This is a genomic window from Demequina sp. NBRC 110057 (genome assembly GCF_002090175.1).
GTDB lineage: Bacteria > Actinomycetota > Actinomycetes > Actinomycetales > Demequinaceae > Demequina.
Map to the genome: position 1 here is coordinate 363,845 of NZ_BBRN01000006.1, position 19,485 is coordinate 383,329.

Sequence of the window (19,485 nt, forward strand, 5' to 3'; positions counted from 1 at the left end):
GGCCGATGCCGGGGCGGGCATCGGGGGGGCTCGCGGCGGTGCCGCGGCGACTCACCATAGCATCACGTTGTATCGTGACGATACATCGAACGGCGTGTTGCCGGACGGCCGGAGGGGACATTTCCGGCGCCCCGGACGTTGGACGCCATGACCCGCTCCCCGCCTGGGGGAGCCGCCCCGACACGCCCGGCGCGCCCCGTGACGCCGGCCTACTCCTTAGGGTTGACTCCGTGACCGACTCCTCGAAGACCCCCGAGCGCCGCTCGACGCGCGCGACCACCGGCGTGCAGCGCACCGCGGGCGGCAAGCCCGCGATCGGCCTGCCGCAGTGGAGCGCCACCGGTGCCCACGCCACCCGCGGCGGCACGAAGACGGCCACCGCATCGGCCGCCGCGAAGCCCTCCACCAAGAGCGCGGGCGGCAAGGGCGGCTCCGGCGGGGGCAAGGGCACGGACGACAAGGAGCCCCTGGGCTGGAAGGGCTGGCTCAAGCGCATCAGCCTGTGGCTGCTTCTCGCCATCCTGGCGGTGACGATCATCGGCATCGTCGCGCTGGTCATCGTCTACATGCGCATCGAGATTCCCGAGCCGGACGACTTCGCGCAGGCGGAGTCCTCGGTCTTCTACTACGCGGACGGCGAGACCGAGCTGGGTCGCCTGGGCGTCGCCGACCGCGAGTCGGTCTCGATCTCGACCCTTCCCGACTACGTTCCGCAGGCCTTCGTGGCCGCCGAGGACCGCACGTTCTACACGAACCCCGGCATCAACATCCCCGGCATGGTGAAGGCGCTGTGGGACACGATCGTGCTCGACCAGCCCCGCGGAGGCTCGTCCATCACGCAGCAGTACGTGGAGCGCTACTACGTGGGAGAGACCACGACGTCGATTCCGGGAAAGATCAAGGAGACGCTGCTCGCGGTCAAGATCGACCAGGAGCAGTCCAAGGACGAGGTCATCGAGAACTACCTCAACACCATCTACCTGGGCCGCGGCGCGTACGGCATTGAGGCCGCGGCGCGCGAGTTCTACGACAAGCACGCCTCCGAGCTGACGCTGTCGGAGTCGGCGATGCTCGCGGGCATCGTCCCCGCACCGAGCGCGTGGGACCCCAAGGAGAACCACGACAAGGCGGAGTCGCGCTGGAACTACGTGCTCGACGGCATGGTCGACGCCGACTTCATCACCCAGGACGAGCGTGACGCCGAGTCCGAGTTCCCCGAGCCCATCGAGTACTCGAACCAGGACGTCTTCGCGGGCGCCGAGGGCTACATCCTGTCGACGGCGCTCGACGAGGTGGAGGCCGAGACCGGCATCTCGCGCGATGAGATCGAGTCCCAGGGCTACCGCGTGACGACCACCATCATCCCGTCGCACCAGGAGGCAGCCGAGGCCGCGGTGGCCGACATGCCCGATGACCATGCGGACAACCTCGAGGTGGCCGCCCTCACCGTCGACGCCGCGACGGGCGCTATCACGTCGATGTACGGCGGCGAGGACTACCTCGAGCGCCAGCGCAATGCCGTGACTCAGGACGTGGCGCAGGCTGGATCCACCTTCAAGCCCTTCGCGCTCATCGCGGGGCTCGAGAGCGGCATCGGCCTGGAGAGCCGCTACCTCGCCAACAACAACATGGAGTTCCCCGGCTTCGACAACCCCGTGCGCAACTTCGGCGGCGAGAGCTACGGCTGGGTGGACCTCGTTGAGGCAACCGAGAAGTCGATCAACACCGCGTATGTGGGCCTCAACGAGGACGTCACCCCTCAGGCGACCATGGAGACCGCGATCCGCGCGGGCCTTCCCGAGGACACCCTGGGCCTCGAGGCCAACCTGTCCAACGTGCTGGGTAGCGCCTCGCCCCACGCGATCGACATGGCCACCGCCTACGCGACTCTCGCCTCGGGTGGCGTCAAGCACGACTCGTACATCATCGCGAGCGTCAAGGACAAGGACGGCGAGGCCGTGTACGAGCCCGACACCGATGGCGAGCGCGTATTCAGCGAGGACGTCATGGCGGACACCACCTACGCGATGCAGCAGGTGGTCGAGAACGGCTCGGGTCGCACGGCGAGCGAGCTGGGCCGCCCGATCGCCGGCAAGACCGGCACGTCCAACGACAACAAGTCGGCCTGGTTCGTGGCCTTCACGCCGCAGATCGTGGGCGCGGTGTCGCTGTACCAGGTGGGCGAGGACGGATCCGTGGAGGACATCACCGCCTTCGGTGGCTACTCCCAGATCACTGGCTCGACCGTCCCCGCCGACATCTGGACCGAGATGATGGGCCCCATTCTCGACGAGTACGAGGTTGTCGAGTTCCCCGAGCGTGCAGACGTGGGCGAGACCCAGAACGCCTGGACCCCCGCTCCCGCGCCCGAGCCGAGCGTCACTCCTTCGGCCACCCCTGAGCCCTCCGAGACGACGGAGGCGCCCGAGCCCGAGGAGACCGAGACCACGGAGGCTCCCGAGCCCGAGGAGACGGAGACGACGGAACCTCCCGAGCCGGAGCCCACGGAGACCGAGACCACGGAGGCTCCCGAGCCGGAGCCGAGCGAGACCACGGACCCCGGTGACGGTGGCGGGAACGCCACCGCGGAGCCCGAACTCCCGTAACGGGGTGAGCCGGCCTAGCTCCTGAGCGCCCGCTTGGCGCTCAGGAGCCAGCCGAGCACCCGGTAACGCAGGCGCTTGACCGGCAGGTCGAAGGCAGGCTCGACCTCGACAACGTCACCGAACTGCTGCTTGAACTCGAGCACGCCCATGAGGGTCGGCGCGCGGTCCGAGCCCACGCCCATGAGGTCGTACTGCGTCACGCCCTCGGCCTTTAGCGTCGTGAAGATCTCCCACTTGAGGCGGATCGCGGCGTTGCAGTCGCGCGCCTCGGCGTTGCCGGCGGCATAGGTGTCGCAGCCGGCGCCGTCGTAGACCGTCGACAGCACCCACGAGATGGCGCGCCCGGGGCGCAGGTCGCCGTTCGGGCCGGTGTCGTGGCGGCGCGCGACCCACAGGCGCGCGTGCTCGCCGAGCGAGGACAGCAGGTCGAGGTAGGTCGAGGCAGGGAAGATGCCGAACCCGTCGCGCTCGGCCGTCTCGCGGTAGATCGCGTACAGCTCCTCAAACTCCTCGGGGGTGCAGCCCGACTCCTCCGTCACCGTCATGTCGGTGTCCTTGAGGGTGCGCCTGGTCTTGTAGCGGCCGCGCTTGGAGAACGACGCGAGGATCGCGTCCTCGTCCCTGGTGAGGTCGATGATGATGGTGCGGTCGTAGGTGATGGTCTGCAGCACCTCGCTGAGGTCCGGGCCCTTGACCTCGGCGTGAAGGCGCACGAAGGTCGCCCATGGCGCCTCACGGCGCACGTACGACGCCAGGGCCCCGCGCAGCGCCGCTGCGCGCTGGGGGGTCTGCTCCGCGACCCAGATGGGTCCGTGGCGCGCCCACAGGTAGCGGAAGCCGCGCCCCTCGTAGGAGGACAGCGAGATCACGGCGACCGGCTCGTCGTCAGCACGCACGACGAGGCGTCGCCAGTGCTCGCGGCCGTCCACGGCGGCGTCGTAGGCGTCCCACACGGGTCCCTGCTCGATCGGCACGGGTTCGTCGTGGCGGCGGGCGAGTTCGAGGAACTCGTCGGTGGAAACGGGGCTGACGGAAAGGACGGCGCTCACGCGCTCCAGGGTAACGGCGGACGGATGGCCGATGCCGTGGCGGGGCCGCGTACGGCCCTCGCCGGCGGTATCAGAACCCGGTCTCGGTGGGGCGTGGGTAGTGCTGCAGGAACTTGCCCACGAGGCGCGCGTCGAGCGCGGCGACGTAGGCGCGCCTGGCGAGCGATGCATCGGCCGCATACTTCAGCGGATGCGCGGCGCCGCGCGCCTTGCGGGCCGCGTCGACCGTGGCGCGCAGGTCCTCGTCGGGAAGGTAGCGGCGCAGCATCGGCCACGGGACCACCGAGTACAGCGTGGGCTGGTTCGGGATCGCGGGGCCTGACGTCGCGGGCGTCTGCACGTGGTCGGGAAGCAGGTCGCGTGCCATCACCTCGGCGACGTTCACGCCCGACGCGGTGACGTAGTAGTTGTTGCGGCCGATGCGCGGGTTGACCTCGAAGAACACCTTCTCGCCGGTGCGCGAGGAGACCTTGTAGTCGAAGTTGGCGAAGCCCGTGTAGCCGGCGGCGTCGAGGAACCGGTGCGCCGCGTCGAAGGCCTCGGAGTCGAGACCCGTGAGGATCGCGGCCGGGATGCCGAGCGTGCCGGGGGTGTGCTCTTCGAGCAGCACCTGGCCTCCCGCCAGCAGGGTGACCTCGCCGGCGCTCGAACGGTAGGCGGTGAGGGAGCGCATGTGCGTCTCGTCGCCTGGCACCAGCTCCTGGAGGAGGAACTCGCTCGGGTAGTCGCGGGCCTCGAGGTGACCCAGCACGGTGGCGACCTCGTCGAGGCTGGTGAGGTGGTGGATCTTCTGCTTGCCGGGGAAGTCCACCTCGTACCAGTCGGCGCTTGCCGAGGGCTTGCCGATGAGCGGGAGCTCGAGGCCCAGTTGCTCGATCCTGGCGAGCGCCTCCGCCGGGGTCACGGCGCCTGCCGCGTGCTGCTCAGGAGTGAAGCCCACCGGGATGGTGATGGGCGTGCGGATCCCGACGGTGTCGCACAGCTCGGCGAAGGCGGTCTTGGAGGACACGCGGTCGAAGGCCTCGAGGTCGCACAGCGGGACGTGCCAGCGCGGGCTGAGTCGGTCGCGGTGCTGCGCGATGACCCGCACGGTCCAGTCGAGATTGGTGAACAGCACCAGCTCGTGGTCGGGGTGCTCGGCGGCCACCGCGTCGAGGCGCGCGAGGAGCGCCTCGGGGTCGTCCATGCGGGGCTCGTGCAGCCACTCGGCGAGGGTCGACTTCTTCATAAAGGTGGTCTCGACCCGGCTCATGACCTTGACGGTCCAGCCGAAGCGCTCGTGCGCGGCGCGCAGGAACGCGTACACGCCGATGTCGCCACCCAGGCCAAGGACCATGACCGGCTTGGTTCTCACGCTGCCTCCTCGTCTCGGGCGGCCAGTCTACGAGGGCCGGCGGCGGCATCGGCCGTCCGTGGTCCGTACCGCTCAACACACGGCTGTGGTGTGTGAGGCGCACGTGACCGATGGGATGTCACACCGTCCACGCGTGTCACGTGTGTCCCACCTGTGTGGTGAGCGGTACGCGTGACGGAGGCCATCCACGACGGCCTGGCGCTCGCACGGGCGCGCGGGGTATCCTTGAGGGCCGTCAACGCGCGCTCCACCCGGTGCGGGCGCTGCACGGCAGCATCAACCCTCCTGCCATGGAACGTCCATGGCCGCTTAAGTCCAGAGGAGGTGGGTTACACGATGCGTCAGTACGAAATGATGGTCATCCTCGATCCCGAGGTGGACGAGCGCACGGTTGCACCGTCGCTTGAGAAGTACCTGAACGTGGTCACGACCGACAAGGGCACCGTCGACAACGTCGACGTGTGGGGTCGTCGTCGCCTCGCCTACCCGATCAAGAAGAAGAACGACGGCATCTACGTCGTCATCAACTTCACCGCGGAGTCCGCGACGGCCAAGGAGCTGGACCGCCAGCTGGGCCTGAACGAGACCATCCTCCGCACCAAGCTGCTGCGTCCCGACGCCAAGTAGCACTGATCCCGACCGCAACCAATTACTTAGACGAGACCTAGGGGAACACACATGGCAGGCGAGACTCCGATCACCATCGTGGGCAATCTGACCGGCGACCCGGAACTGCGATTCATCCAGTCCGGCGCGGCCGTTGCCAACTTCACGGTGGCGTCCACCCCCCGCACGTTCGACCGTCAGTCGAATGAGTGGAAGGACGGGGACACCCTGTTCATGCGCTGCTCCCTGTGGCGCGAGGCCGCGGAGAACGTGGCCGAGTCGCTCACCAAGGGCATGCGGGTCATCGTGACCGGCCGCCTGGTGCAGCGCTCGTTTGAGTCCAACGGCGAGAAGCGCTCGGTCGTCGAGCTGCAGGTCGATGAGGTCGGCCCCTCGCTGCGTTACGCCACCGCCAAGGTGAACCGTACGCAGCGCCAGGGTGGCGGCAACTTCGGCGGCGGCAACGGCGGCGGTGGCGGCTTCGGCGGCGGTGGTTTTGGTGGCGGTTCGGCTCCGGCTGGCGGCTCGAACAACGACCCGTGGGCTTCGGCCCCGGCGTCCGACGAGCCCCCGTTCTAAACACTTCACTTCCTTTACTCAGGAGCAAAAGAATGGCTAAGCACGACATCCGCAAGCCGCGGAAGAAGGTGAACCCGCTCAAGGCGGCCAAGGTCGACAAGATCGACTACAAGGACACCGCCCTGCTGCGTAAGTTCATCTCGGACCGCGGAAAGATCCGCTCGCGCCGCGTGACCGGCGTGTCCGTCCAGGAGCAGCGCGAGATCGCGCGCGCGATCAAGGTCGCCCGCGAGATGGCCCTTCTCCCCTACGCCGGCTCCGGCCGCTGATCGGGGGCAAGAAGATGGCCAAGCTCATCCTGACCCACGAGGTCGCAGGCCTCGGCATCGCCGGTGACGTCGTCGACGTCAAGGACGGCTACGCGCGCAACTTCCTCGTTCCCCGCAAGCTGGCCACCCCGTGGTCGGCCGGTGCGGAGAAGCAGATCGAGGCCATGCGCAAGTCGCGTCGCGCCAAGGAGATCGCGTCCGTCGAGGAGGCCCAGGCCGCCCGTGACGCCCTCCAGTCCTCGCCGGTGAAGGTGTCCGTCACGGCGGGCGCCAACGGCCGCCTGTTCGGCGCCGTCACCCCCGCGGACATCGCCGACGCGATCGGCGACCGCGCGAAGGTCGACAAGCGTCGCGTCCACATCGGCCAGCCCATCAAGGCGCTGGGCGAGTACGCGGTGCAGATCTCGCTGCACGACGACGTCTCCGCGACCGTCACCGTTCAGGTGGTGGCCGCCAAGTAAGGCGTCCGAGCAGTCCCATGAGGGCCCGGTTCCGCTACGGCGGGGCCGGGCCCTCATGCGTGTGCTGGCGGCCTAAGGCCTGTGGACAATGGCCGATGCGACACGCCGGTGGCGCGACACGCCGAGGAGTTTTCCTGGGGTTCTTTCCACAGGGTTGTGGGGGGAGTAATCCCAGGTAAAGACCGGTTCGCTCCGCCTTCCCGGCAGCTTTCCACAATCCTTTCCACAGTCGTTCCCGGGGGTTGTACACAGGTCATCCACGACTGGGGGGCCGGTTCTCCACCGGTTGTCCACCGGCGTCGCTGGCCCCGGTTTGTTTCGCGTGCGCGGCCGCCCTATCTTTGCGTGGGCGTCTCGCGCGAGGCAGTCGATGTCAGCGGCGCGTGGCACCGTGGACGTGGGCGGACGAACAGTCGCCACGCAGGTCGTGTGAAGGGCGGACAGGATGTCGATCGACGAGCTCGAGTCGGGCTACGACCCCGAGCCGCGCACCTACGAGCGCCTGCCTCCGCAGAACCTCGAGGCCGAGCAGTCGGTCATCGGTTCCATGCTGTTGTCCAAGGACGCGATGGCCGACGTCATCGAGTCGATCCGCGCCGACGACTTCTACAAGCCCGCGCACGAGAAGATCTTCGACGTCGCCGTGAAGCTCTACAACGGCGGCGACCCGGTGGACGCGCTGACCGTGGGAGCCGAGCTGCAGCGTACTGGCGAGCTCACCCGCGTGGGCGGCGCCGAGTACCTCCACACGCTCATCGCGATGGTGCCCTCTGCCGCCTCGGCCGGGTACTACGCGAAGCTGGTGCGCGAGCAGTCGATCCTGCGCCGCCTCGTCGAGGCGGGCACCCGCATCGCCGCGATGGGCTACGACGGCGACGGCGCTGAGATCGACCTCGTGGTCGACGGAGCCCAGGCCGAGATCTTCGCGGTGACGGAGCGGCGCAACTCCGCCGACTACCTCGCCATCGGCGACATCATGGAGGCCACGCTCGAGCAGATCGACGCCGCTTCGGCCCACGACGGCTCGATGCGTGGCATCCCCACGGGCTTCGCGCAGCTCGACGAACTCACAGGCGGCCTGCAGGGCGGCCAGATGGTCGTCATCGCTGCGCGTCCCGCTATCGGTAAGTCGACGCTCGGACTCGACATCGCGCGCGCGGCATCGATCGGCCACAACAAGGCCTCCGTCATCTTCTCGCTGGAGATGAGCCGCGAGGAGATCACCAAGCGCATGCTCGCCGCCGAGGCGAGCGTGAAGCTGACGCGCCTGACCAAGGGGCCGATGGGCCCCAATGACTGGGAGCGCCTCGCGGTCAAGGCCGCGGAGATCGCCAAGGCGCCGCTGTTCATCGACGACTCGCCCAACATGACGCTCATGGAGATCCGCGCCAAGTGCCGCCGTCTCAAGCAGCAGCACGACCTCAAGCTCGTGGTCCTCGACTACCTGCAGCTGATGAGCTCGGGCCGCAAGGTCGAGTCCCGTCAGCAGGAGGTCTCCGAGTTCTCGCGTGCGCTGAAGCTGCTGGCGAAGGAGATCGACGTGCCGGTGATCGCGATCTCGCAGCTGAACCGTGGCTCCGAGCAGCGCGGCGACAAGAAGCCGATGCTGTCCGACATGCGTGAGTCCGGCGCCATCGAGCAGGACGCCGACATCGTCATCCTGCTGCACCGCGACGACGCGTACGACCGCGACAACCGCCCGGGCGAGGCCGACTTCATCGTTGCCAAGCACCGTGCCGGACCCACCGACACCATCGCGGTGGCGTTCAAGAAGGACTACGCCCACTTCACGGACATGGCCCCCGACATGTGATCTGGCCGCGTAGGGTCGGCGGCATGCTTGCGCGCGTCGAGGGCCCCGTCCACGGCATCCCGGTGGTGCTGCTCCACGGCTTCGCGGTCGATCATCGGATCCTCACCTCGCTCGAGCCCGTCTTCGACAGCGCCGGCGCCTGGCGGCGGCACTACCTCGACCTGCCCGGTCACGGCACCACGCCGGGCGATGGGGTGGCCTCCGCGAGGGACGTGGCCGATGCGGTGGTCGCCTGGGTCGAGGACACCCTGGGCGACGCGCCGTTCGCGATCGTCGGGAACTCCTTTGGTGGGCAGATCGCCCGCGAGGTCGCGCACCGGCTTCGCGCGAGGGTGCTGGGCCTGGCGCTCATCGTGCCGGTGATTGAGCCGGTTCACGAGCGGCGCGACCGGCCGGCACGCACCGCGTTGCGTGAGGACCCGGGTGTCGTCGCGACCATCACCGTCGAGGCGGAGGGGTACGCCGACATGGCCGTCGACCCCACTCCCGCCGACGCAGCGGCCTTCGTCGCCCACGTGGCGCCTGGCCTCGGTGCCGCCGACGGCGCGACCCTTGACCGCATCGGCCGTGACTACGCGATTGACCCCTCCCCCGAGGAGGCGTCATCGGAGCAGTTCGCGGCGCCCGCGCTTATCCTGACCGGGCGCCAGGACCACAGCGTGGGTTATCGCGACGCGTGGGCGCTGCTCGACCACTACCCGCGTGCCACCTTTGCGGCGTTGGATGCCGCCGGGCACCACGCCCACCTTGAGCGGGATGCCCTCGCTCGGGCGCTCGTGACGGATTGGCTCGAGCGGGTCGCCCGCGAGCTCGCGTTCGCACCGCCGGCTCCGACCCCTCCCACTGGTTGATTTTGGTCAACCAAGGGCCCTTAACTGACCAAAATTAACCAGTCTGGGCGCGGCTCACCGACGCGGAACGAGGCGGCGCCGTCGACGCGCGCAGGACGAGCTCCGTCGGCACCGTGACGTCGGGGATCTCGGCGGTGCGGGGTGTGCCGATCTGGTCCATGACCAGGCGGAACAGCTGGGTGCCGATGGTCGTGAAGTGCTGCTTAACGGTGGTCAGCGGCGGCTGGGTGAAGCGGCTCAGGGACACGTCGTCGAACCCGATCACGGAGACGTCCTCCGGCACGCGGCGGCCAGCCTCGTGGAGAGCGGCCAGGACGCCGAAGGCGGTCTCGTCGTTCGCGCAGGCGATGGCCGTCACCTCGGGGTCCGCGGCCAGGGCCGTGCCAGCGGTGTAGCCGGAGTCCGCGGTCCAGTCCCCCACGTGTGGCTCGGGAACCTCGGCCCCCGCCTGGACCAGCCCGGTGCGCCACCCGGCGCGGCGCAGGCGTGCAGGCTCGGAGTCCTCCGGCCCCGCCACGTAGTGCACCGTCCGGTGGCCGAGGCTCAGCAGGTGGTCCACGGCCATGCGCGAACTGTTGAGCTCGTCGGACACCACGCACGGGTAGACGCCGTGCACTCGCGAGTCGCTCACGGCGACGGGCATGCCGGTCGGCAGCGCGAGCTGCTCGGTGGAGTGCCCCTCGGAGCGGATGATGATGAGGCCGTCGACGGTCTGGTGGCGGAGGCGATTGGCCGCGGGCGTCCAGCCATCGTGCGCCGCGTCCTGCACGGTGACGAGGGTGACGCCGTAGCCCTCGGCCTGGGCGGCGCGCAGGACGGCGTCGGTGATCATCGACTCGCCGGTGCGGTCGAAGCGGTGGGCCAGCAGCCCGATGCTGCCGAACCGGCCGTCACGCAGCGCCCGGGCGGCGTGGTTGGGCGAGTAGCCGAGCTGTTCCATGGCGCGCAGGACCCTGTCGCGGGTCTCCTGGCGCACCGCATCGGACCCGGTGGAGACCCGGGAGACGGTCTGGGCGGACACCTCGGCGAGGCGGGCGACATCCCTGATGGACGGTCCCCTCGTGTGACCGCCGCGTGCATCGTTGCGCGGCATGCGGTGAGTGTAGGGGCAAGTCTGCCCCGGCGCCATGTTGACGTTCCCAAAGCCGGTTTCACTCGCTGAACGGCGGTCAGATCCCGTTACCTGATCGTGATGAAAGCGATGGTTCCCCTGCCGGGACTGTGTTGCTATGTTAACGAGAACAACCCCTGGGGAGGGGCCCGGCAGAGGTCGATGTCGACCGCCTCCGGCCCTCACGCGGGGGGAGTTCATGACCGGTGGGCGTTCGACGTGGTACGCCCGGTTTCCGGCACGACCCGAACCGAAGGGTGGTCAACGATGACCAAGTTCCGTTCCGGCGTGGTGATGGCCGCAGCCGCCACACTCGCCTTCAGCCTTACCGCCTGCTCCAGCTCCGACGACACCACCGAGGGTTCGGGCGGCGACTCATCCGCCGCGGCCGCCGGTGACAACACCCTCACCGTCTGGGCGTGGGACCCGGCGTTCAACATCTACGCGATGGAGGAGGCCGAGAAGGTCTACCAGGAGGAGCACCCCGACTTCACCCTGGACATCCAGGAGGTCACCTGGGAGGACCTGCAGCCCCGCCTCACCACGCTTGCCCAGTCGCAGGAGTTCGACGAGCTCCCCGACATCTTCCTCATGCAGAACAACGCGTTCCAGAAGAACGCGATCAACTACCCCGACCTCTTCACGGACATCACCGACTCGCCCATCGCGCTCGACGAGTTCCCCGAGGGTGTCGTGGCCTACTCGACCGTCGACGGCGCCAACTACGGAGTGCCGTTCGACTCGGGCACCGCGGTCAGCGCGCTGCGCACGGACATCCTGGAGGAGGCCGGCTACACGGTCGACGACTTCACGGACATCTCGTGGGACGAGTACATCGAGAAGGGCAAGGACGTCCTCGCCAAGACCGGCAAGCCCATGCTGTCCGGCATCGCGGGCGAGCCCGACACCATCCTGATGATGCTCCAGTCGGCCGGACAGAGCCTGTTCGACGACGAGGGCAACCCCACCATCACCGACAACGCGGCGCTGTCCAGCGCGATCGACCTGTACTCGCAGATGGTCGAGTCGGGCATCTACCTCGAGGTCAACTCGTGGGACGAGTACATCGGCTCGCTGGTCAACGGCAACGTGGCCGGCACCATCAACGGCATCTGGATCTCGGGCTCGTTGCAGACCGCCGAGGACCAGGCCGGCAACTGGGCCATGACCAACCTGCCGATGATCGAGGGCGTCGACGGCGCCACGCACTACTCGGCGAACGGCGGCTCCTCGTGGGCCATCAGCTCCAACGCCAACGTGGAGCTTGCCGAGGACTTCCTGGCCTCGACCTTCGCCGGCTCGACCGAGCTGTACGACACGATCCTGCCCTCCGCCGGTGCAGTCGCCAACTGGCTGCCCGCCGGTGACTCGGACGTCTACGCCGAGCCCCAGGAGTTCTACGGCGGCCAGCCCGTCTACGCCGACGTGATCTCCTTCGGCGCCGAGGTCCCCGCCAACAACACGGGTGCCTACTACTACGAGGCCCGCGACGCCGTCGGTGTCGCCATCACGCAGATCATGGGTGGCACCGACGCCGCCTCTGCCCTCGGCGAGGCGCAGAGCACCGTCGAATTCGCGATGAACTAACCCCCATCCGAACCTAGGGAGGGGGTCGGCACGCCCGGCCCCCTCCCGCACCCCCCTCGGAGATCCCTGTGTCAACGATGACCCCCGTGGCGCTCGAGAAGCGCCCCTCGCGCGACAAGCGCAAGGGCGGCGCCAAGCGCGAACTGTCGCCCGCGGCCCGCCGCCGCAGCCTCACCGGCTGGGCCTTCCTCATCCCGGCCGCCGCCCTCATCGGCCTCATGATGTTCTGGCCGATGTTCCAGGCCCTGCTGCTGTCGTTCCAGACCGGCCGCGGCTCCGCGCTGGACTGGGCCGACCCCCTGACCTTCAACTACTCGCGCATGCTGGAAGACGACATCTTCCGGCTGACGCTCACCAACACGCTGCTGTACCTGGTGATCCAGGTGCCGATCATGCTGATCTCGGCGCTGGTGCTCGCGAACATCCTCAACAACCCCAAGCTGCGCTGGAAGGGCTTCTGGCGCACCGCGATCTTCGTGCCCGCAGCGATCTCGCTCGTGTCCTACTCGCTGGTGTTCCGCACCATCTTCGCGACGGACGGGCTGGTCAACGACGCCCTCCTCGGCATCGGCCTCATCGACGGGCCCATCAACTGGCTAGGCGAGACCGACACCGCCCGCCTGGTGATCATCCTCGGCCTGCTGTGGCGCTGGACGGGCTTCAACGTCATCTTCTACCTGGCGGCGCTGCAGAACATCGATCCCACGACGCTCGAGGCCGCCAAGATGGACGGCGCCGGCCCCATCCGCACCTTCTTCTCCGTGACCATCCCGCAGATGAAGCCGATGATCCTGCTCACCGTGATCATGTCGACCAACGGCACCATCCAGATGTTCGACGAGTCGTACAACCTGACGCGTGGCGGGCCCGCGAACACCACGATGACGATGTCGCACTACCTGTTCGACGTGTCCTTCCAGAACAACCCCAACTTCGGCTACGGCGCCGCGCTGTCCTACGTGATCCTCATCATCGTGGCCGTGCTCGCCGCCATCCAGATGAAGGTCGGTGACAAGCGTGACTGACGTGGCCATGGCGCCCGCGAAGGCGCCCACCCGAGCGACCGCGCGCTGGCGCGGCGTGCCCAAGTACGTGTTCCTGTCGATCGTGGCGCTGCTGTCCATCGGCCCGCTGTACTTCATGGTCGTCTCCGCGACCAACACCACCCAGGACGTGCTCGCCTCGAGCATGCTGCCCGGCACCAACCTGTTGGCCAACTGGCAGTCGCTCACCGAGTTCCAGGACGTGGGCTCGGCGATGTACCACTCGATCATCAACGCCGTGGTGACGACGGTGCTCGCCCTCGTGGTGTGCTCGATCGCCGGCTACGGCTTCGAGGTCTACCACTCGCCCAACAAGGACCGCCTCATGTGGGTCCTCATGCTCGCGATGATGATCCCGTTCGCGGCGACGATGATCCCCCTGTTCCAGCTCTTCGCGGACGCGGGCCTCATCAACTCGACCTGGGCAGTGGTGCTCCCCGCGATCGCGACGCCGCTGCTCATCCTGCTGTTCAGGCAGTCGGCCCGCAGCTTCCCGCACGAGATCATCGAGGCGGCGCGCCTGGACGGGCTGAAGGAGGTCGCGATCTTCTTCCGCATGTTCGTGCCCACCATGAAGCCCACCTACGCTGCCGCGGCGGTCATCACCTTCATGACCGCGTGGAACAACTTCCTGTGGCCCAAGGTCATCCTGGTGAACCCCGACTACCAGACCATGCCGATGCTGATCTCGAACTTCACCGGCGGTTACGTGGTCGACTACGGCGCGCTCATGCTCGCGGTGCTCATCACCTCGCTTCCCACCATCATCATCTTCTTTGTCCTGCAGCGGTCGTTCGTCGCGGGATTCACTGGAGTCGTCAAGTGACCTTCGACATCACCCGCATCACCGACCCCGAGTACGTCCACGAGAACCGCAGGAAGGCTCACAGCGACCACCGCTGGTTCGCCTCGGCCGACGAGGCGGCGACGGGCGTGAGTTCCTTCGAGCAGAGCCTCAACGGCCTGTGGAAGGTGCACCACGCCAAGAACCCCACGATGGTCATCGACGGCTGGGAGAGCCCCGACTACGACGTCGACGGCTGGGACGACATCCCCGTGCCCGCGCACCTGCAGATGCACGGCTACGACCGCCCGCAGTACACGAACGTGCAGTACCCGTGGGATGGCGCGGAGGACCTCGAGCCGGGCCAGGTGCCCACGCGGTTCAACCCCGTCGCCAGCTACGTGAGGCCGTTCACGCTCGACCGCCCCGTGGCGGACGGCGAGCGCGTCTCGGTCACCTTCCACGGCGCCGAAAGTGCCGTGGCAGTGTGGCTGAACGGCGCGTACGTGGGCTGGGCGACGGACTCGTTCACCCCCAGCGAGTTTGACCTCACTGAGCACCTCGTCGACGGCGAGAACCGCCTGGCGGTGCAGGTGTTCCGGTGGACGGCAGCCTCGTGGCTCGAGGACCAAGACTTCTTCCGCTTCCACGGGATCTTCCGCGACGTCACGCTGTATCGCCGTCCCAGCACGCACGCCGAGGACCTGCGCCTCGAGACGTCCGTGGCGCCCGACCGCCTCACCGCGACCGTCGCCCTCGACGTCCGCATCGAGGGCTGCGGGGAGGGCGTGGGAAGCGTCAGGGCTCGCCTGGGCGACGGCACCGAACTGTCGGCCGATGCCTCGGGTCGCCTCACGGCGACGCTCGCCGAGCCGCGGCTGTGGAGCGCGGAGGACCCGTACCTCCACGACCTCACCGTCGAGGTGCTCGACGGCGCCGGCGAGGTGGCCGAGGTCATCCCTCAGCGCATCGGCCTGCGCCAGGTGGTGATCGAGGACGCCCAGATCAAGGTCAACGGCGAGCGCGTGGTGTTCTACGGCACCAACCGCCACGAGTTCGGCCCCCGCGGCCGCGTCGTGACGCGCGAGGAGATCGCCGAGGACCTCAGGATCATGAAGCGCGCCAACATCAACGCGGTGCGCACCAGCCACTACCCCAACCAGACCGCCTTCTACGAGCTGTGCGACGAGATCGGCCTGTACGTCATCGACGAGATGAACCTCGAGACCCACGGCATGTGGGACAAGGTGGCGTACGGCGAGCTCACGGTCGAGCAGGCGTTGCCTGGCGACCGCCCCGAGTGGCGCGCCGCGCTCATGGACCGTGCCGCGAGCATGTTCGAGCGCGACAAGAACCACGCGAGCATCGTCATCTGGTCGCTGGGCAACGAGTCGTTCGGCGGCTCCGTGCTGCTCGAGGTGGGCGACTGGTTCCGCTCCACCGACCCCTCGCGTCCCGTGCACTACGAGGGCGTTCACTGGGATCCGCGCTACCCGCAGACCACGGACATCACCAGCCAGATGTACACGTTCGCGGCGGATGTCGAAGAGCACCTGCGCACCCACCGCGACAAGCCGTTCCTGCTGTGCGAGTTCGCTCACTCGATGGGCAACTCGTTCGGCGCGGTCGACAAGTACATGGACCTCACCGAGTCCGACCCGCTGTTCCAGGGCGGCTTCATCTGGGACTTCGTTGACCAGACCCTGCCGCTGACGGACCGCTACGGCGTGGACTTCCTGGGGTACGGAGGCGACCACGGCGAGGCCCCGCACGACGCGGAGTTCTCGGCCAACGGCATCGTCTTCGCCGACCGCACCACCACGCCCGCGTACCAGGAGGTGCGCTACCTCTACCAGCCGCTGCGCACGGTCATCGGGGATGGCGAGTTCCAGGTGCGCAGCCGCCGCCTGTTCACGGGCACCGGCGACGTCGAGGCGATCGTGACCCTGGCGCGCGAGGGAGTCACGCTGCGCGAGGAGCGCGTCGCGATCGACGTCCCCGCGGGCCAGACGCGCTCGTACCCGCTGCCGTTCGCGGTGCCCGCGTCCGGCGAGCACACCGTCGAGGTGTCGTACCGCCTGGTGCGCTCCGCGTCGTGGGCCCCGGCCGGCTACGAGATCGGCTGGGAGCAGGCGGTCGTGGGGACGGCCGATGCTGTGGTCACCACCGCATCGGCCCCTCGCGTGGTCGAGTCGACGCACAACGTCGGCGTCCACGGGCCGCACTTCTCGGTGCTCTTCTCCCGCCTGCACGGCGGGCTGGTCTCGTACCGCTACGGGCGCACCTCGGACGGCGGTCACGAGCTGCTGCGCGACATGCCGCAGCCCAGCTTCTGGCACGCCCCCACGTCGAACGAGCGGGGCTGGGGAATGCCGTTCCGCGACGGCCAGTGGCTGCTCGCGAGCCGCTACCGCAAGCGTCGCGAGGGCCACGAGAAGCCGACCGTGACGCGCCACGATGACTCGGTGTCGATCGCCTACTTCTACGACCTGCCCACCGTGCCGGTGAGCGAGGTGGACGTGACGTACCGCGTGTTCGGGGACGGCCGCGTGGAGGTGACGGTGGACCTGCGCCCCGGCGAGGGTCTTCCCGATGCGCCCGAGATGGGTTTCCAGATCGACGTGGACGCCGACCTGCGTCACCTCACCTGGTACGGCGAGGGTCCGCACGAGTCCTACGTGGACCGTCGCGGGGGCGCCCGCCTGGGCCGCTGGGAGGCCGATGTGCGCGACCAGCTCACGCCGTACGTGCGGCCGCAGGAGTCGGGAAGCCACACGGGAGTGCGGTGGGCCGAGGTGATGAGCGACGCCGGCCTTGGCCTACGCCTCGATAGCGTGGACGGCATGGAGCTGTCCGCGCTGCCGTGGAGCCCGTACGAGGTGGAGAACGCCCGCCACCCGAACGAGTTGCCGCCCATCCACCGCACCGTCCTGCGTCCGGCACTGATGCGCCGCGGCGCGGGCGGCGACCAGTCCTGGGGTGCCATGACCCACCCCGAGTACCGGGTCCCGACGGGAAGCCTCTCCTTCACGTTCGGATTCCAGGGAGTGCTGCGCTGAGCGCCGCCCCCGCCTCGCACGGCGCCGTCCTCGTCGACGGCGCCGTGCGCCTGTCCGCGCCAGGGGTCGAGGTAGTCCTCGACCTCGCGCCCGGCTACCCCGTGGTGCTCCACTGGGGTGCGCCGCTGGGCGACGTTGAGGTCGCGGACCTGCGCGTGTTGACCGCCGGTGCGGTGCCCGGCGCCGACCTCGACGATCTCGCCGACCCCGGCATGCTGCGCGAGAACGCCCGCGGCTTCACCGGCCGGCCCGCCCTGCGAGGCCACCGCGGTGGCGGAGCGTTTTCCCCGTTGTTTGCGGTGGAGGCGGTCGCGGTCGAGGGCTCGCGCGCCGTGGTGCGGATGGCCGATGCGGCCGCCGGGCTCACGCTCGACCTCACCCTGAGCATGACGCCCCAGGGAGTGCTGCTGATCGACCAGGCGCTCACCAATGCCGGCGAGGGCGACTACAGCCTCGACGAGCTGTCCGCCTGGCTTCCCGTCCCCGACCGCGCCACCGAGACGCTCGACTTCTCGGGCCGCTGGCTGCTGGAGCGTCAGCCCCAGCGCCTGCCCTTCGCGCCGGGTCTGCGCCTGCGCGAGGGGCAGGAGGGGCGCTCCGGCCACGACCACACCGTCGTCCAGTGCGCCCTCACCCCCGACGCGACCACCGAGCGCGGCGAGGTGTGGGCGCTGGGAGTCCTCTGGAGCGGGGGCATCCGCCACCTGGCCGAGCGCGACGTGCGCGGCCGCGGCGCCCTCGGTGCCGGGGAACTGCTCGAGGCGGGCGAGGCCGAGCTCGCGCCCGGCGACACGTACGCCGCACCCACCGTGGCGGCGCTGTACTCATCGGCCGGCCTCGACGGCCTCTCGGCCGCGTCGCACGCGTGGCTGCGGTCGCGGCCGGGCCGTGCCGCATCGGCCAGGCCCCTGACCCTGAACGTGTGGGAGGCCGTGTACTTCGACCACGACCTCGACACCCTCACGCGGCTCGCGGACCGCGCCGCCGCGGTGGGCGTCGAAAGGTTCGTGCTCGACGACGGCTGGTTCGGATCGCGCCGCGACGACACGAGCGGCCTGGGCGACTGGGTGGTCTCGGACGAGGCGTGGCCCACGGGGCTCGCTCCCCTGGCCGAGCACGTCCACGGCCTCGGCCTCCAGTTCGGCCTGTGGTTCGAGGGCGAGATGGTGAACCCCGACTCCGACCTCTACCGCGCCCACCCCGACTGGATCCTGCAGGTCCCCGGCCGGGTGCCTCCCCTCGCGCGCCAGCAGCTGGTGCTCGGCCTCGTCAACCCCGAGGCGTACACGCACGTCCTGGAGTCCGTGAGCGCGCTCGTGGGCGAGCACAGCATCGACTACCTGAAGTGGGATCACAACCGTTTCCTCACCGACGCCGGCCACGCCGGCACCCCTGCGGCGCGCGAGCAGACCCTCGCGATCTACCGGCTGTTCGACGAGCTCAAGGCCCGTCACCCCGGGCTCGAGATCGAGTCGTGCGCCTCGGGTGGCGGACGCGTGGACCTCGGCATGGTGTTCCACGCGGATCGCTTCTGGACCTCTGACCAGAACGACCCGCTCGAGCGCCAGCAGATTCAGCGGTGGACCTCGCTGGTGATCCCGCCGGAGATGCTGGGCAGCCACATCGGCCCCACCACCTCCCACACCACGGGCAGGACCCACGGGATCCAGCTGCGCGCGGTCACGGCGCTCTTCGGGCATGCAGGCATCGAGTGGAACCTGCTCGACGCGACCGATGCCGAGCTCGAGGCGCTCACCGGCTGGACGGCCTTCTACCGGGAGCATCGGGCACTGCTGCACGGCGGTCGCGTGGTGCGGGTCGAGCACCCGGACCCCGGCGCCGTGGTGCACGGAGTGGTGGCGTCCGATGCCTCGGCCGCCCTGTTCGCGTACGTCCAGGTCACGCCGGCGGCTGGCACGTCCCCCGCGGCGTTCCGCCTGCCGGGGCTGGATCCCGCCGCGCGCTACCGCGTGCGCCCGCACGAGTTCGCCCCCGCCGAGGCCATCCAGAAGGTCGCGCCCGCGTGGATGGATGGCGTCGAGGCGACGGGCGCCGCGCTCGATCGCGTGGGGCTGCGCCCGCCGATCCTGCGCCCCGAGCAGGCGCTGCTCGTCGTCGTCGAGCGAATCTAGTTTCCTCCCCCTCCCCGACTGGTGGATTTTGGTCAACGAAGACCCCTTACTTGACCAAAATCAACTAGTCATCGACGCAGAACGATAACCGTTATCATTCTCTGGTACCGTGGAGACCGAGGCGACCGCAGACGCGAGCCTCGGTCACACTCCCCGACTTCACGAGAGAGGCCGGCGCCCG

The 19,485-nt window shown here is 69.0% G+C and carries 15 protein-coding genes; 12 read left to right on the top strand and 3 right to left on the bottom strand.

All coding sequences use genetic code 11. From position 1 onward, the window contains the following. The first annotated feature begins 230 nt into the window (after positions 1-230). Positions 231-2,606, top strand: a complete 2,376-nt coding sequence (locus B7K26_RS12450) for a transglycosylase domain-containing protein (protein ID WP_159449693.1) — start codon at positions 231-233, stop codon at positions 2,604-2,606. 14 nt (positions 2,607-2,620) lie between these two features. Here the strand turns inward: B7K26_RS12450 and B7K26_RS12455 are convergent, their stop codons facing one another. Further along, entirely contained in the window at positions 2,621-3,655 is a 1,035-nt protein-coding gene (locus tag B7K26_RS12455; protein ID WP_159449694.1) for a peptidoglycan bridge formation glycyltransferase FemA/FemB family protein, read from the bottom strand. Positions 3,656-3,725: 70 nt separating this feature from the next. Next, a complete protein-coding gene (locus B7K26_RS12460; RefSeq protein WP_234998814.1) occupies positions 3,726-5,009 on the bottom strand; it encodes a carboxylate--amine ligase in 1,284 nt (427 codons plus the stop codon). Between the two features lie 336 nt (positions 5,010-5,345). Between B7K26_RS12460 and rpsF the strand changes: the two genes are divergently transcribed. The 6 genes from rpsF (at position 5,346) to B7K26_RS12490 (ending at position 9,588) form a co-directional block, all read left to right on the top strand. After that, the gene (gene rpsF / locus B7K26_RS12465; RefSeq protein WP_084079592.1) at positions 5,346-5,636 is read left to right on the top strand and encodes a 30S ribosomal protein S6; all 291 of its coding nucleotides are present in this window, start codon (positions 5,346-5,348) and stop codon (positions 5,634-5,636) included. 51 nt (positions 5,637-5,687) lie between these two features. After that, the gene (locus B7K26_RS12470) at positions 5,688-6,194 is read left to right on the top strand and encodes a single-stranded DNA-binding protein (protein WP_084079522.1); all 507 of its coding nucleotides are present in this window, start codon (positions 5,688-5,690) and stop codon (positions 6,192-6,194) included. 32 nt (positions 6,195-6,226) lie between these two features. Continuing rightward, the gene (rpsR, locus tag B7K26_RS12475; RefSeq protein WP_084079523.1) at positions 6,227-6,463 is read left to right on the top strand and encodes a 30S ribosomal protein S18; all 237 of its coding nucleotides are present in this window, start codon (positions 6,227-6,229) and stop codon (positions 6,461-6,463) included. Between the two features lie 14 nt (positions 6,464-6,477). Then, on the top strand, positions 6,478-6,924 hold the full coding sequence (rplI, locus tag B7K26_RS12480; RefSeq protein WP_084079524.1) for a 50S ribosomal protein L9: 447 nt from the start codon (positions 6,478-6,480) through the stop codon (positions 6,922-6,924). A gap of 445 nt (positions 6,925-7,369) precedes the next feature. Further along, positions 7,370-8,737, top strand: coding sequence for a replicative DNA helicase (gene dnaB, locus B7K26_RS12485; RefSeq protein ID WP_084079525.1), 1,368 nt, complete (start codon positions 7,370-7,372; stop codon positions 8,735-8,737). A 23-nt stretch (positions 8,738-8,760) separates the two neighbouring features. Further along, entirely contained in the window at positions 8,761-9,588 is an 828-nt protein-coding gene (locus tag B7K26_RS12490) for an alpha/beta fold hydrolase (RefSeq protein ID WP_084079593.1), read from the top strand. Between the two features lie 34 nt (positions 9,589-9,622). On the opposite strand, the gene B7K26_RS12495 is transcribed toward B7K26_RS12490, so the two are convergent. Further along, positions 9,623-10,681: a LacI family DNA-binding transcriptional regulator gene (locus B7K26_RS12495; protein ID WP_084079526.1), complete on the bottom strand. Its 1,059-nt coding sequence runs from the start codon at positions 10,679-10,681 to the stop codon at positions 9,623-9,625. A gap of 285 nt (positions 10,682-10,966) precedes the next feature. Between B7K26_RS12495 and B7K26_RS12500 the strand changes: the two genes are divergently transcribed. The 5 genes from B7K26_RS12500 to B7K26_RS12520 all read left to right on the top strand — a co-directional run bounded on the left by B7K26_RS12500 (position 10,967) and on the right by B7K26_RS12520 (position 19,304). Then, positions 10,967-12,286 (top strand): ABC transporter substrate-binding protein, encoded by a 1,320-nt coding sequence (locus B7K26_RS12500; protein ID WP_084079527.1) that lies wholly within the window; start codon positions 10,967-10,969, stop codon positions 12,284-12,286. A gap of 77 nt (positions 12,287-12,363) precedes the next feature. Beyond that, the gene (locus tag B7K26_RS12505; RefSeq protein ID WP_084079528.1) at positions 12,364-13,311 is read left to right on the top strand and encodes a carbohydrate ABC transporter permease; all 948 of its coding nucleotides are present in this window, start codon (positions 12,364-12,366) and stop codon (positions 13,309-13,311) included. Next, entirely contained in the window at positions 13,304-14,155 is an 852-nt protein-coding gene (locus tag B7K26_RS12510; RefSeq protein ID WP_234998815.1) for a carbohydrate ABC transporter permease, read from the top strand. The genes B7K26_RS12505 and B7K26_RS12510 overlap by 8 nt, the downstream gene beginning before the upstream one ends. Beyond that, positions 14,152-17,172, top strand: a complete 3,021-nt coding sequence (locus B7K26_RS12515; RefSeq protein WP_084079529.1) for a glycoside hydrolase family 2 TIM barrel-domain containing protein — start codon at positions 14,152-14,154, stop codon at positions 17,170-17,172. The genes B7K26_RS12510 and B7K26_RS12515 overlap by 4 nt, the downstream gene beginning before the upstream one ends. Before the next feature lie 44 nt (positions 17,173-17,216). Next, positions 17,217-19,304, top strand: a complete 2,088-nt coding sequence (locus tag B7K26_RS12520) for an alpha-galactosidase (RefSeq protein ID WP_234998816.1) — start codon at positions 17,217-17,219, stop codon at positions 19,302-19,304. Positions 19,305-19,485: the final 181 nt, after the last annotated feature.

Coding starts and splice junctions, on each gene's coding strand:
- rpsF (WP_084079592.1), top strand. CDS start 5,346: ATGCGTCAGTACGAAATGATGGTCATCCTCGATCCCGAGGTGGACGAG.
- B7K26_RS12470 (WP_084079522.1), top strand. CDS start 5,688: ATGGCAGGCGAGACTCCGATCACCATCGTGGGCAATCTGACCGGCGAC.
- rpsR (WP_084079523.1), top strand. CDS start 6,227: ATGGCTAAGCACGACATCCGCAAGCCGCGGAAGAAGGTGAACCCGCTC.
- rplI (WP_084079524.1), top strand. CDS start 6,478: ATGGCCAAGCTCATCCTGACCCACGAGGTCGCAGGCCTCGGCATCGCC.
- dnaB (WP_084079525.1), top strand. CDS start 7,370: ATGTCGATCGACGAGCTCGAGTCGGGCTACGACCCCGAGCCGCGCACC.
- B7K26_RS12490 (WP_084079593.1), top strand. CDS start 8,761: ATGCTTGCGCGCGTCGAGGGCCCCGTCCACGGCATCCCGGTGGTGCTG.
- B7K26_RS12495 (WP_084079526.1), bottom strand. CDS start 10,681: ATGCCGCGCAACGATGCACGCGGCGGTCACACGAGGGGACCGTCCATC.
- B7K26_RS12500 (WP_084079527.1), top strand. CDS start 10,967: ATGACCAAGTTCCGTTCCGGCGTGGTGATGGCCGCAGCCGCCACACTC.
- B7K26_RS12505 (WP_084079528.1), top strand. CDS start 12,364: ATGACCCCCGTGGCGCTCGAGAAGCGCCCCTCGCGCGACAAGCGCAAG.